General features: G+C 67.3%; 13 protein-coding genes and 1 pseudogene. 4 read left to right on the forward strand and 10 right to left on the reverse strand.

Annotated features, from left to right (window positions below; translation table 11 throughout):
* The first annotated feature begins 17 nt into the window (after window positions 1-17).
* Window positions 18-1298, forward strand: coding sequence for an acyltransferase family protein (locus tag OHS03_RS15550; protein ID WP_328663528.1), 1281 nt, complete (start codon window positions 18-20; stop codon window positions 1296-1298).
* Here the strand turns inward: OHS03_RS15550 and OHS03_RS15555 are convergent, their stop codons facing one another.
* A complete protein-coding gene (locus tag OHS03_RS15555; RefSeq protein WP_062983372.1) occupies window positions 1299-2132 on the reverse strand; it encodes a tRNA (adenine-N1)-methyltransferase in 834 nt (277 codons plus the stop codon).
* 297 nt (window positions 2133-2429) lie between these two features.
* Window positions 2430-2927 (reverse strand): annotated as a pseudogene (locus OHS03_RS34780) (DUF7373 family lipoprotein); the annotation flags it as partial.
* Window positions 2928-3034: 107 nt separating this feature from the next.
* Here OHS03_RS34780 and OHS03_RS15565 point away from each other — a divergent pair.
* Both OHS03_RS15565 and OHS03_RS15570 read left to right on the forward strand, forming a co-directional pair.
* Entirely contained in the window at window positions 3035-3934 is a 900-nt protein-coding gene (locus OHS03_RS15565; protein ID WP_328663532.1) for a RecB family exonuclease, read from the forward strand.
* A gap of 85 nt (window positions 3935-4019) precedes the next feature.
* Window positions 4020-4421 carry a nuclear transport factor 2 family protein gene (locus OHS03_RS15570; protein ID WP_328663534.1) on the forward strand — a complete coding sequence of 134 codons (402 nt, stop codon included), beginning with the start codon at window positions 4020-4022 and terminating at the stop codon, window positions 4419-4421.
* 19 nt (window positions 4422-4440) lie between these two features.
* Here the strand turns inward: OHS03_RS15570 and OHS03_RS15575 are convergent, their stop codons facing one another.
* Together OHS03_RS15575 and OHS03_RS15580 are read right to left on the reverse strand one after the other, a co-directional pair.
* A complete protein-coding gene (locus tag OHS03_RS15575; protein ID WP_328663536.1) occupies window positions 4441-5568 on the reverse strand; it encodes a YeiH family protein in 1128 nt (375 codons plus the stop codon).
* On the reverse strand, window positions 5568-5702 hold the full coding sequence (locus tag OHS03_RS15580) for a hypothetical protein (protein ID WP_255532827.1): 135 nt from the start codon (window positions 5700-5702) through the stop codon (window positions 5568-5570). The genes OHS03_RS15575 and OHS03_RS15580 overlap by 1 nt, the downstream gene beginning before the upstream one ends.
* 418 nt (window positions 5703-6120) lie before the next feature.
* Here OHS03_RS15580 and OHS03_RS15585 point away from each other — a divergent pair, with 418 nt between their 5' ends.
* Window positions 6121-6324 carry a hypothetical protein gene (locus OHS03_RS15585; protein ID WP_328663538.1) on the forward strand — a complete coding sequence of 68 codons (204 nt, stop codon included), beginning with the start codon at window positions 6121-6123 and terminating at the stop codon, window positions 6322-6324.
* A 69-nt stretch (window positions 6325-6393) separates the two neighbouring features.
* On the opposite strand, the gene hisG is transcribed toward OHS03_RS15585, so the two are convergent.
* The 6 genes from hisG to OHS03_RS15615 form a co-directional block, all read right to left on the reverse strand.
* Window positions 6394-7245 carry an ATP phosphoribosyltransferase gene (gene hisG / locus OHS03_RS15590; protein WP_194824797.1) on the reverse strand — a complete coding sequence of 284 codons (852 nt, stop codon included), beginning with the start codon at window positions 7243-7245 and terminating at the stop codon, window positions 6394-6396.
* 58 nt (window positions 7246-7303) lie between these two features.
* On the reverse strand, window positions 7304-7585 hold the full coding sequence (locus OHS03_RS15595; RefSeq protein ID WP_174562637.1) for a phosphoribosyl-ATP diphosphatase: 282 nt from the start codon (window positions 7583-7585) through the stop codon (window positions 7304-7306).
* 55 nt (window positions 7586-7640) lie between these two features.
* Entirely contained in the window at window positions 7641-9461 is a 1821-nt protein-coding gene (locus tag OHS03_RS15600; protein WP_328663541.1) for a choline/carnitine O-acyltransferase, read from the reverse strand.
* Window positions 9462-9470: 9 nt separating this feature from the next.
* Window positions 9471-10286, reverse strand: coding sequence for a class I SAM-dependent methyltransferase (locus OHS03_RS15605; RefSeq protein WP_328663544.1), 816 nt, complete (start codon window positions 10284-10286; stop codon window positions 9471-9473).
* 12 nt (window positions 10287-10298) lie between these two features.
* Window positions 10299-11162, reverse strand: coding sequence for a HalD/BesD family halogenase (locus OHS03_RS15610; protein ID WP_056809952.1), 864 nt, complete (start codon window positions 11160-11162; stop codon window positions 10299-10301).
* 180 nt (window positions 11163-11342) lie between these two features.
* Entirely contained in the window at window positions 11343-12014 is a 672-nt protein-coding gene (locus OHS03_RS15615) for an HAD family hydrolase (protein ID WP_328663546.1), read from the reverse strand.
* Window positions 12015-12088 lie beyond the last annotated feature (74 nt).

The following is a 12088-nucleotide window of genomic DNA, read 5'->3' on the forward strand; positions in this document are numbered from 1 at the left end:
CCTGCGATCGTCGTGCCATGAGTGTTGTCCCCAGCGTCGCGGTGGTCGCCGCGAACACCCCGGCCGATCGTGATCGGTTCCTGGACCTGCTGCGCATTTCGTCGCTGGTGGTGGTCGTCGTCGGCCATTGCCTGATGCTGACCGTGACGGTGTCGGGCACCGAGGTGCATTTCGGCAACGTGCTCGCCGACCTGCCGATGCTGCAGCCGCTCACCTGGGTTCTGCAGGTACTTCCGCTGTTCTTCTTCGCGGGGGTCGCCGCGGGTGCGCGCGGCCTCGGGCCCGGGACATCGTGGGGCGCTTGGCTTTTCCGGCGCGCCCAGCGGCTGGTGCGACCGCTCGGATACTTCGTCGGCGCCTCGGCGATGCTGCTGGTGGCGGCCGATCCGGTGCTCGCGCCGGGATGGCAGCGTCCGCTCGCGGTGACGAGCGTGCAGCTGCTGTGGTTTCTCGGGATGTATCTGGCGGTACTGGCGTGTGTTCCGTTGCTCGCGGCGCGGGTCACCAGTGGTCGCCGGATGTTCGCTGTGGTCGCGGTGATCGTGGTGATCACGGCGGCCGTCGACGCGGTGCGGCTCACCGGTGGGCCGATGGAACTCGGCTACCTGAATCTGATCGTCTGGCTGGTGCCCGCGGTGCTCGGGATCGGCTATCTGCGCGATCTCCTGTCCCGGCGGACCGCGGCGGTGCTGGCCTGCGTGGCGCTGGCAGCCGATGTGCTGTTGGTGGCGCTCGGCCCGTACGAGACGAGCCTGGTCACCGTGCCGGGCCAGCGACTGTCGAATCTGGCGCCGCCGTCACTGCTGCTGGCCGGGCACGCGGTGGTGCTGTGCTGCGCCGCCGTCGCGGTAGCGCCCTGGTTGCGCCGTCTCGCCGCGCGCCCTCGGGTCTGGTGGGCGACGGTCATCGGCAACACCGGGGCTATGACGCTCTATCTGTGGCACATGCCCGCCCTGCTCACCGTGCTTGTGCTCAGTCATCTGGCGGGCGTTCACCGCACCGCACCGACCGAGTCCGGGTTCTGGCTGCTCACGACGGTGCAACTCACCGCGACCGCCGCGCTCACCGGCGCCTTGTTCCTCGCTTTGCGCGGCCTGGAGAACACTCCCCTGCGCTGGTGGGACGGGCCGGTTGCCGTGGTGCGTGGTGTCCGCTCGGCCGCCACCGTGTTCGCCGTGATCGCGGCCGGGCTAGCGATCCTGCAGGCCACCCGATGGGGCCTCACCGTGGACGGTGGGATCTGGTTCGCAGGCGCGGCGGCAGCGTTGCTGGCCGCGCGCCTGCTCACCCGTGCGTGATCAGCCCTTGGACGGGCGCCGCTGCGGCTTGGGCGTGACAGTGCCCTCGGCCAGGCGTCGCGCGCTCACCAGGAACGCGGTGTGACCCTGCATGCGATGCTCAGGCCGCACGGCCAGACCGACGACGTGCCAGCCACGCACCATCGACTCCCACGAGCGCGGTTCGGTCCAGCATTCCTGCTCACGCAGCGCCTCGACCACCTTGGACAGCTGGGTGACGGTGGCGACGTAGACCACGAGCACACCGCCGGGAACCAGCGCCTTCGACACCGCGGGCAACGCGTCCCACGGCGCGAGCATGTCGAGCACCACACGGTCTACCTGGGGGCCCTCGTACTCGGCCACGTCGGCGATGGTGATCGACCAGTTCGACGGGCGCTCACCGAAGAAGGTCTCCACATTGCGCACGGCGTGTTCGGCGTGGTCGTCGCGGATCTCGTAGGAGATCACCTCGCCCTCGGGCCCGACCGCGCGCAACAGCGAGCAGGTCAGCGCACCCGAACCGGCGCCGGCTTCCAGCACTCGCGCACCCGGGAACACATCACCCTCGTGCACGATCTGGGCGGCGTCCTTGGGATAGATGACAGCGGCGCCGCGCGGCATCGACAGGACGTAGTCGGTGAGCAGCGGGCGAAGGGCCAGATAAGGGGTGCCGTTGACCGACTTCACGACGGTGCCCTCGTCGTTGCCGATGAGGTCGTCGTGCTTGATGCCGCCGCGATGGGTATGGAATTCCTTACCCTCTTCGAGCACCACCGTGAAGAGGCGACCCTTGCCGTCGGTCAGCTGCACGCGGTCCCCGATAGCGAATGGGCCCGTTCGTCTGGCCGTCAATGTATCTCCGTTCTCCGTTGGAGTAACCAGCCTGCCAGGTCCGACGACCCCGACCCGAACAGGGTGACGGCTCCGAGCTACTTCGCGGCAGCCAGAACCCGCTGCTGCTCGCGTGCCGCCGCGTGAGTCTCGTCCTGGGTCTTGCCCCAGACCTCCGCGACGTAGCGTCCACCGGTCACCACGCAGACCCTGGTCCTCGGCGAACAACAGGGCGCCGTGCTGCCGATAGGCGCCCCGGCCGGAACTGTTGTCGCCGACCGACAGCTCGAAGATCGCGTCCGGGTCGTAGGGCAGTGTCGCCAGCTCGCGCTCCGGGGTCGGGGTGAACGAATCCAGCAGTGGCCGTTGCTGTTCCAGCGCCTTGACGATCGTCCGTTCGATATCGGGCCGACCACCCGCGCGCACCTTGGTGAACACGACGAACTCGCCCTGCGGCGTGAACCCCATCCCGGTGAGCCTGCCACGGTCCTCGAGCAGGACGAGCCGTGTGGAAGGCGAGCCGGGAAGTGTGGCGGGAGTCCACTCTCCGGATCGCAGCAGGCCGCGTTCCTCGGTGGCGGCGACCGCGAAACCGCATCACACCGTGGGTGAGCCAGTCGGTGTCGGCGGTCCCGCTGCCCCGTTGGACCGCTCGGAGACGAACCCGGTGATCAGACCGTGCCGGTCGGCAACTGCGGCGATCGCGTTGTGGTGCCCGGCCGAGACCTTCAATCGCGCGGAGTGGAGCACACTCGAGTTGCCGTGGCGACGGTAGGCGGGATCGATGTCGGCGGGCAGCGCCAACACCAGTTGCATGCCGCGATCCTGGCAGAACCAGCCCACGACCGCCGAATCCCGAGTCCGCCACCGCGCCTGAGCCGGATCGGGCAATCCTGTCAGTGGCTGCCGTTAACCTGCGAAATATGTCAGCGCCCTTGTCCGTGCCCCTTACCGATGTCACCGCCGCCGCGCCGGTACATCGGTCGCGTCCGGCGTTGTCGCCCTCGCGGGCAAGCGATTTCAAGCAGTGCCCGCTGAAGTACCGGTTGCGGGCGATCGATCGGGTACCGGAACCGCCGTCGCGCGCGGCGGTGCGCGGGACCGTGGTGCACGCGGTCCTCGAGGATCTGTTCGGGTTGCCCGCGGCCGAGCGTCAGCCGGAGCGCGCCGCGGAGCTGGTTCCCGACGCGTGGGAGCGGGTGCGCGCGGAGCGAGACGGGGTGGACGAGCTCGTCGCCGAAGGTGGGCCGCAGGCGCTGTTCGACGAGGTCCGCAAGCTGGTCGCGAGCTACTACGAGCTCGAGGACCCGCGGCGATTCGAGCCACACGCGCTGGAGGAGCGGGTCGAGGTCGACCTCGACGGCGATATTCCACTGCGCGGTTTCGTCGACCGGATCGATGTGGCGCCCAACGGCCTGCTGCGGGTGGTCGACTACAAGACCGGTCGCTCGCCCGGACCGATGCACGAAGCGCGCGCGCTGTTCCAGCTCAAGTTCTACGCACTGATGATCCTGCGCACTCGCGACATCGTCCCGGCCCAACTGCGCCTGATCTACCTGGCCGACAAGAACATCCTCACCTACACGCCCGAGCGCGAGGAATTGGATCGTTTCCAGCGCATTCTCACCGCTCTCTGGCAAGCCATCATCGACGCGGGCAAGACCGGGGACTTCCCGCCCACGCGCAATTCGATGTGCAAGTTCTGCGACTTCAAACCCCTGTGCCCCGAGTACGGCGGCACCCCGCCGCCGTATCCGGGTTGGCCGGTCCAGACCCCGATCCCCGCCGACCTGGTGACAGAACGCCTCCCCGAAGACGTGTGAGCGCGATCGGCCGCATCGGCTCGGGTCGTCCGGGTTAAGCTGCGAACACCCTATGCAACTCGTTGAATATGAGGTGAGCTGACAGATGCATCCTTTCCGCGCGGCGGTCGAAGCACGAGACGTTGCGGCCATCGAGGCACTGCTGGCCGAGAATGTGGTCTTCACCAGCCCCGTCGCCTTCCAGCCCTATCCCGGCAAGGCCATCACCGCGGCCATCTTGCGCGCCGTGATCCGCGTGTTCGAAGACTTCCGCTACGTGCGCGAGATCGGTGAGGGGCGCGATCACGCCCTGGTGTTCGAGGCGACCGTGGACGGCAAGCAACTCACCGGATGCGATTTCGTCCACCTCGACGAGGACGGCAAGATCGACGAATTGATGGTGATGGTCCGGCCGCTGTCAGCCGCGAACGCCCTGGCCGCGCGGATGGGCGCGCAGTTCGAACAGATCAAGGCCGAGGCGACCGCGAGCAGCCGGGCTGATTCCTGAGGCTGCCCGCGGCCGCCACTCAGACCGCGAAGTCGCGGAACAGCAGCACCGAAAGACCGAGGCCGACAGCGAGATTCACGATCGCCGCCGATCCGAAGACCACGATCGGCCGCCAGCCGGCTTCACGCAGCCCACGCAGCGAGAACTCCAGGCCGATGGAGACGAAGGCCAGGATCAGGAACCAGGTGCGCAGGTCGTTGATAATGGCGATGTGCGCGGCGCCGGTCAACTTGTCGACCGACTGCAGATACAGCGTGCCGATGATCGAGGCGGCGATGAACCCGAGCACGAATTTCGGGAACCTGGCCCAGAATTCGCCGATGCTCGGACGAGCGGCGCCCTCGGTGCGATCCACGCGGAACGCGAACCAGGCGGTGAGCGCGATCGCCACGAGACCGATGAGTGCGTTCTGAGTGGTCTTGACGATCGTCGCGATCTGCAACGACTGCTCACCCGCCAGCGCACCCGCGGCAGCCACCGCGGCCGTGGTGTCGATATTGCCACCGATCCACGCGCCTGCCACCGCATCGGAGAGCCCGAAAACATCAGCGAGCCAAGGCAACAGGAAGATCGACGGCAGCGCGAAGATGATCACCAGCGACGCCGCGTAGGCGATCTGCTCGCGCCGCGCCTGCACCGCCCCCGCCGCCGCGATGGCCGCGCTCACCCCACAGATCGACACCGCCGACGACAGCAGCGCCCGCAGCTTGTCGTCGAGCCCGAGCACCCCGCCGAACCACCAGGTGAATCCGAAGACGATGGTGATCAACGCCAACGCCTGCACGATCGACGGAGCGGCGGCGGTCACCAGGATCTTCAGATTGATCGACGCGCCGAGCAGCACCACGCCGGTCTTGATGAAGAACTCGGTGCGGAACCCGGCCGAAAGCCGTTCTCGCAGCCCCAGTTTGCTCGATACCACATTGCCGATCAAGCCGATCACGATCGCGTAGACCGGGTACTCGACCGTCTTCGCGACCCGCTTGAACGGCGTATCCGCCGCCCACTGCGGAACATGGGTGTCGAAGAACCGCGTCAACGCGCCCAGCACGAGCACGAGCGCGATCCCCGCCACGATATCGGCTACCGCGGGCCGCGAATTCCCCTGCAACGCCGCAGTTTCCGACGTCGTTCGTGTCTCCCCCATCACGGCACCAGCCAATCCGGGATCGCACCGACCAGCACGAGGCCGATCAGAACGAGCCCGACGACGGTAGCCAACCAGTCTTCGTTCCAGCTGAATGCGCTGCCCGGCCGCGGCTCGGGCTCTGTCTGCGACACGCCTGACTCCTTGCGTTCCTGTCGAGAAACGCAAGGTAGCAACGGGATAGCGCGAATACACCGATTGCACTCGCGCTGAATCAATCGTCGAGATCGCGACGGAGGCGCCGCGCGGAATCTACCGCAGTCGACGTTCCTCTTCGGCCTCCAGCCGGCGCCGCTCCTGTTCGCGCTCGACCTGCTCCTGCTCGATCTTTTCCTCGTGCTCGTCCTTGTTCGACATGTTCGCCCCGATCATGGATTGTCCGGACAAATCTGCCGTCCAGCCTACTCGCGGCAGTCTGCCCGGCCGCGGCGTCGACCGGCACACACTGTGGCGGCCACCTGCCCCGATATTCCGGGTCTCCCGGTAGCACCTCGCCCCCCGTAAAATGCAGGTCGCGGGCCTACAGCGAATCCCGCACGGCGAGGAGAACTGATGAACCGCAGCCTGTCCCGGACCGTCGCAGCCGCCGGAATCGCGCTGGCGATGGCAACCTTTCCAGCTGTCGCTTCCGCGAGCTCGGCCACAGCGCCGACCGTCGCCCAGCCCATCGTCAACGGTGCGCCGACACCACCGTTCGACCCGATCTGCCCGTTGTGTTTCGTGCGTGAGGCGCTCGAGAGTCTCTCGGCGCAGTAAGTTCAGGCACCGACAACACGAAACCCCTCACCGGAGTGAACACAGGTGAGGGGTTTCGGCGGTAACGGCTCAGAAGGCTCGGCAGGAGCGGATGTCGGTGGCGAGGATGGCCTTGGCGCCGAGGTCGGCCAGCTGGTCCATCAGTTCGTTGCCCTGCTTGCGCGGAACGAGCGCACGCACAGCCACCCAGTCGGGGTCGGTGAGGGGCGAAACGGTCGGCGACTCGAGGCCCGGGGTGATCGCGACGGCCTGGTCGAACAGCGACTTGGGGCAGTCGTAGTCGAGCATCAGGTACTGCTGGGCGAAGACGACGCCCTGGATGCGGTTGATGAGCTGGTTGCGGGCGCGGTCGTCGCGGTCGGAACCGGTGCGTTCGATCAAGACACCCTCGGAGTCGCACAAGGACTCGCCGAACGCGATCAGGTTGTGCTGACGCAGGGTGCGGCCGGAGCCGACCACATCGGCGATGGCGTCGGCGACGCCGAGCTGGATCGAGATCTCGACCGCGCCGTCGAGGCGGATCACCTCGGCCTCGATGCCGAAGCGGGCGAGGTCGGCGCGCACCAGGTTCGGGTAGGAGGTGGCGATGCGCTTGCCCGCCAGATCCTCGACCTTCCAGTCCTCGCCGGCCGGGGCCGCGTAGCGGAAGCTGGAGCGGCCGAAACCGAGCGAGAGCCGCTCGCTGACCGGGGAGCCGGAGTCCAGGGCCAGGTCGCGACCGGTGATGCCGAGGTCGAGCTCACCGGAGCCGACGTAGATGGCGATGTCCTTGGGACGCAGGAAGAAGAATTCGACCTGATTCGTGAGGTCGAGGACGGTGAGATCACGGGAATCGGTCCGCTTGCGGTATCCGGCCTCGCTCAGGATGGAGGTGGCGGATTCCGAGAGCGAGCCTTTGTTGGGAACGGCGACGCGCAACATGGGATGGGGGTCCTTTCGGGGGGAAGTGGAGGAAGTGTCGATCAGGACGGATCAGCCGTCACAGATGTCGGTACACGTCCTCGAGCTTCAGCCCACGACCCAGCATCATCACCTGGACCCAGTAGAGCAGCTGGGAGATCTCCTCGGCGAGCGCCTCATCACTCTCGTGCTCGGCGGCCAGCCAGATCTCGCCTGCCTCCTCCAGGACCTTCTTGCCCTGGAAATGAACGCCTGCGTCCAGCGCGGCCACGGTGCCGGACCCCTCGGGACGGGTCTGGGCACGCTCGGTCAGCTCGGCGAACAGGGATTCGAAGTTCTTCACGAGTAGAGATTGTTTCATACCCGACCCAGCGGTTTTCCCGGCGCACCGCGAGGTGCGGCACGCCGGGAAACGATCACACCGGTTCGGCGAGCAGTTGGCGCAGGTCGGCTACTGCCGTGCGGAGGTGGTCGGCGAAGGCGTACATCTGGTCGGCCACCGACTTCGGCGTGGCCAGGTAGATGTTCCACCGATCCGGCAGCAGCACGTAGGCGATGCCGATGCAACGCGGACTGGTCGAGCCGAAACCGAAGTAGCGGATGTACTTCGACGGCGCCGAGCTGGTCGAGAGGTAGTCGTCGCGCATGGTCGTCCAGCCGGGGCTGTCGAACAGCGCGATCCGCTCATCGGCGACCCCGAGCTGTTCGCCGCGACGACGCTGGATCCACTCCAGTTCCCACAGGTGCTGCTCGGGCGCCTGCCCGGCCTGGCATTCCTTCGCCCGCGCGACGTGGGCGGACGCGGCGGTGCGCGCCGCGGCCAGCTTGGTCGCGGTGTCGGCCTCCGCGGACACCATCGCGTCGACGAACGACACCATCTCCGGGGTCACCACGCGCATGGCCTCGGTGCGACCGTTGCGGAACTGCCGGGTGGCGATGGATTCGTAGGTCGCGCCGGTCAGGCCCTTGCTGCGCCGGTGGGCGAGCTGGTAGCTGAGCTGAGCGAAGGCATCGGGTGAGATGCCCAGCTTCTTGGCCTCGCCGGTGCCGAAGTCGTCGAACGACACCAGCGAGGTGGCGGTGTCGGCGGCGAAGCGGGCGAAGTCGGCGCCCGCCGCGGCGATGTCGGCGCGGGCGGCCGAGTCGAGCACGAACTCGATCGGCTCCACCGAGGGCAGCCCCTGCGATTGCGCCCCGCTGGTCGCCGCGTGGTCCTGGGTGGTCCGCTCGAGCAGCGCGTCGACGAACGACAGCACGGTGGTGCCGTCGAGCCCGCAGTGCTCGACGTTGATGCCGGCCTGACCGTCGGCGAAGACGATGAACGACACCGACTTGTCGAAGTAGCGGTTGCCGCTGTCGCCGTGCAGGAGCTGATCGCTGGCGTGCAGTTCGTCGCGGGGCGCGAAGTCCTCCAGGCACACCGAGAACAGCGCCGTCTCCACCGCATCGAACGCCACGACATTGGCGGGCTCGGTGCGCAGCACTTCCCGGCTGCGCGCCCATGCCGCACGGGCTTTCGTGGTGAGATGCCCGACCGAGGTGTCGGTCGCGGCGGGCTTGGTGCCGCCCTTGATCACCGCGCGCAGCCCGTCGACCACGTCGTCGAACGCGTACGGCGTACCGTCGGGTCCGACAACATCCATCCGGAAGATGTTGCCGCGGTAGAAGACCGCGATATGGCGCGCGTCCGAGGGACCCGGCCATTCCGGGCTGTAGGGCTTGCGGACGCTGTCCTGGATCTCGCCCGGAATCCGGGTTTCGGAGAACAGGTACTTGTTCTGCCACATCGACAGTGCCTGGCCGCGCTGGGTCACCGGCGGGATCTTCTCCGCGTCCAGCGCCAGCTTGTAATCGACAGCCGCGCCGATGATCGCGGCTGCCCGCTCGGCCTGCCCGGCGACGGTCGACGCCGCGAGGGGGGTGTCGTCCCGGAACAGGAACACGAAGTTGGCGTTGATCGCGATCCGGTCCCGACGGCCCAGATACCGTGACGGCCAGAATTCGTCGAGCCAGCTGCCGACGCCGGGGGTGGCGTCGTATTCGGCCAGTGCGGCATGCAGGGCGCGCCCCGCCCCACCGGGGCGCAGCAGCTCGGCTACCGCGCCCTCGGTGGTGGCGTATTCCTCGGCGCCGAGCAGTGGCTGACACCACTGCAGGAACCGCGCGCAACTGTCATCCAGTGTCGGCAGCGGTACCCGGGGCAGCGTGTCTTCGGCGGCGAACGTGGGTTGGTTCAATCCAAGTCCTCAGGTCTCGATGGGATGCGGGCGGGACAGGAACAGGTTGGCGTAGAGCCAGCCTTCGGCTTCGTGGTCGGTGGTGTCGATTCCCTTGGCCGCCAACGCATCCAGCACCTGTTCGCGTTCCTGTGCCGAGGCGAACCTCCGCTGCTGGAACATACCGGGACGCTGCTCGCTGCGATAGCCGAGCGCGGCCAGTTCCTCGGCGATGGGACCGAAATCGAACATCCGCAACACGAAATGTGCCATCCACGGTCGCTTGCGCGGATCGGCTTGGGCGACCCTGGACAGGGTTTTCTCGGTGATGTAGCCGACGCATCCGGTGGAGATCACCAGATCGGCGGAGGCCAGCACACGCCGCTGCGCCTCGGTGGGCTCGGTGGCCTCGAGGTCGGCGTGCACGTAGTCGTGCAGGAGTCCGGCGGCGTGGGCGTAGGTCAGCGCCGGGCGTGCGGCGTCCATCCCGATGAAGCGTACGTCGGGCATGAGATCGCCGCGCAACCGCTCCCGGTCCGCCGCGATCAGCCCGATCTTGTCGGTGTCGGCGTGATCGCGGTAGTGCCCGGCCAATTCGTCGACGGTGGTGTCGCTGCGCAGCAGTGCCGCGTTCACCCCGTAGGAACACCCGAGGTCGAGGACGGTCGGAATCCGGTCCGGCCGTGCGGCCCGCAGCTGACGCAGCTGTTCGGCGAAGTGCGGCTTTGCCAGTTCCGGGATCCGGTAGTCCAGATCGTTCATCCGCTCGAAATATGCTCGCGGATCTGGACTTTCGTAGATGTCGTCGAAGGATGCTTTGCCGGTGGTGTGCAACGGAACGGACATGGGCGGTTCCTCTCAGTCGAGCAGTCGGTCACCTCGGACGGCGTCGGCCGCGGCGGCCACATGGTCGGGCAGGACACGGCCGAACAACTGTCTGGTGCGTTCGACCGTGCCGATCACCCCTGGTCGGTCCGTGTAGGCGAAAATCGCCGAATGTCGTTGCCCCGCACCGGCTACCTCGGTGACTCGATGCAGGGAGAAGCGGCCCTTGAACAGCTGCAGGTCGCCGGGGCGCAGTTCCAGCGAGCGGATGAGCCGGGCGCCGTCACCGGTGAGCACGGCACGGACGTCGTCGAGATGCTCGGCGTAGGGATCGCGGATATTGGGGCAGTACTCGAACACGCCGCCGGCTTCGGGCTTGCGCGTGAGCATGCTGACGGTGAATTCGTTGGTGTCGAAATGCCACGGATGCGACATCCCCGGCTCGACGACGTTCAGGCACAAACCGGCCAGGGGGTCGGCGAATTCGTGCAGATCGTCGAGTTCGAAGCAGTCGGCGACGAACCGCTGGAACACCGGATCGGTGTAGAGACGCTGGATCAGCGCCTCGGCGGGAATGCGGTCGCGGGCCACGAAGGCATTGCCGCGGTCGAGCACGATCCGCGCCGGATGGTCGGCGGGCAGGTCGGCGTCGAGGGGAATGTTGTAGGCGTTGACCCGCTCCACTTTGTAGTGAGCGTGCGGTGCGATCGCCTCCCCCTCGGTGCGCAGCGTCTCCAGCAGCTGCGGCCGGATGAACTCACGCAGGACCGTGCAGCCGTCCTCGGCCAGCTCGGCACGAGCCGCCTCGATGGCCGCCTGCCTGCCCGAACCACCGAGATCGGTGAGTGGATACCGTGCGATGTCGACGATTTCGTCAAGCCCCCGCGTGCCCGTCATGTACTCAGTTTGCGGGAATATTCGGGCGCGCGCTCGCGGTTTCGACAAATCGGGCATATCCCGGGAAGATCACAATCGTGCGAATTCAACTGTGCGGCAACAGTTTTCGCAGATTCTACCCAGGTTTCGGTCTTATCACGGTAGACTATTACGCCCTATCACGGTGAGCCCTCATCTTTTTCAGACGCGGGCGTCGAGTGCGGCGCGCAGATCCGCTACCGACAGGCCCACCAGCGACTCCCGAAATACCCGCCCCGGCGCCTCGGGAACCGCGATCTCGCACGGAATCACGATCAGACCGCAGCCCGCGCCCTGCGCGGCGAGCGAACCGGTCGGCGAATCCTCGATCGCGACACAGTCACTCGGGTCGACCCCCAGCAGTTGCGCGGCGCGGCGGTAGATGGCCGGATCGGGCTTGCCGTGCGCCACCTCGTCGCCGCACACCGAGGTGTCGAAGTAGTCGCGGCCGAGGGTGTCGAGGCCGTATTCGGTGAGCGAGCGCTTGGTGTTGGTCACCAACGCGCACCGCATACCCGCCTCGCGCACCATCGCCAGCGCGTCCTTGGCGCCGGGACGCCACGGGATCGGGCCGAGCATCAACTCGGTGACCCGGCGCTCGAGGAACTCCCCCGCCTCGACGATCGTCTCCGGCGTCGGCACCACGCCGATACCGTCGAAGAGCATGCGCAGCGCGTTCGGCCCGGAGGCGCCGATCAGGGCGTGGCGAACCTCGTCGGTCAGCTCACGGCCGTGCTCGCGGGCCAGTTCACGAACCGCTATGTCCCACAGCTTCTCCGAATCGAGCAGCGTGCCGTCCATGTCCCACAGCACCGCGGCCGGTCGCGCGCTCACCTGTTCACTCGCCTCGTTCTCATCACATGTCACCCGGTGACCGGCAGTCGCCGAGCCCCGTTCAGCGTAACGGG

Source organism: Nocardia salmonicida (genome assembly GCF_036142455.1).
In the GTDB taxonomy this organism is placed as follows: domain Bacteria; phylum Actinomycetota; class Actinomycetes; order Mycobacteriales; family Mycobacteriaceae; genus Nocardia; species Nocardia salmonicida.

Coding starts and splice junctions, on each gene's coding strand:
- OHS03_RS15575 (WP_328663536.1), bottom strand. CDS start 5,568: ATGGGGGAGACACGAACGACGTCGGAAACTGCGGCGTTGCAGGGGAAT.
- OHS03_RS15610 (WP_056809952.1), bottom strand. CDS start 11,162: ATGACGGGCACGCGGGGGCTTGACGAAATCGTCGACATCGCACGGTAT.
- OHS03_RS15585 (WP_328663538.1), top strand. CDS start 6,121: ATGAACCGCAGCCTGTCCCGGACCGTCGCAGCCGCCGGAATCGCGCTG.
- OHS03_RS15565 (WP_328663532.1), top strand. CDS start 3,035: ATGTCAGCGCCCTTGTCCGTGCCCCTTACCGATGTCACCGCCGCCGCG.
- OHS03_RS15605 (WP_328663544.1), bottom strand. CDS start 10,286: ATGTCCGTTCCGTTGCACACCACCGGCAAAGCATCCTTCGACGACATC.
- hisG (WP_194824797.1), bottom strand. CDS start 7,245: ATGTTGCGCGTCGCCGTTCCCAACAAAGGCTCGCTCTCGGAATCCGCC.
- OHS03_RS15595 (WP_174562637.1), bottom strand. CDS start 7,585: ATGAAACAATCTCTACTCGTGAAGAACTTCGAATCCCTGTTCGCCGAG.
- OHS03_RS15570 (WP_328663534.1), top strand. CDS start 4,020: ATGCATCCTTTCCGCGCGGCGGTCGAAGCACGAGACGTTGCGGCCATC.
- OHS03_RS15550 (WP_328663528.1), top strand. CDS start 18: ATGAGTGTTGTCCCCAGCGTCGCGGTGGTCGCCGCGAACACCCCGGCC.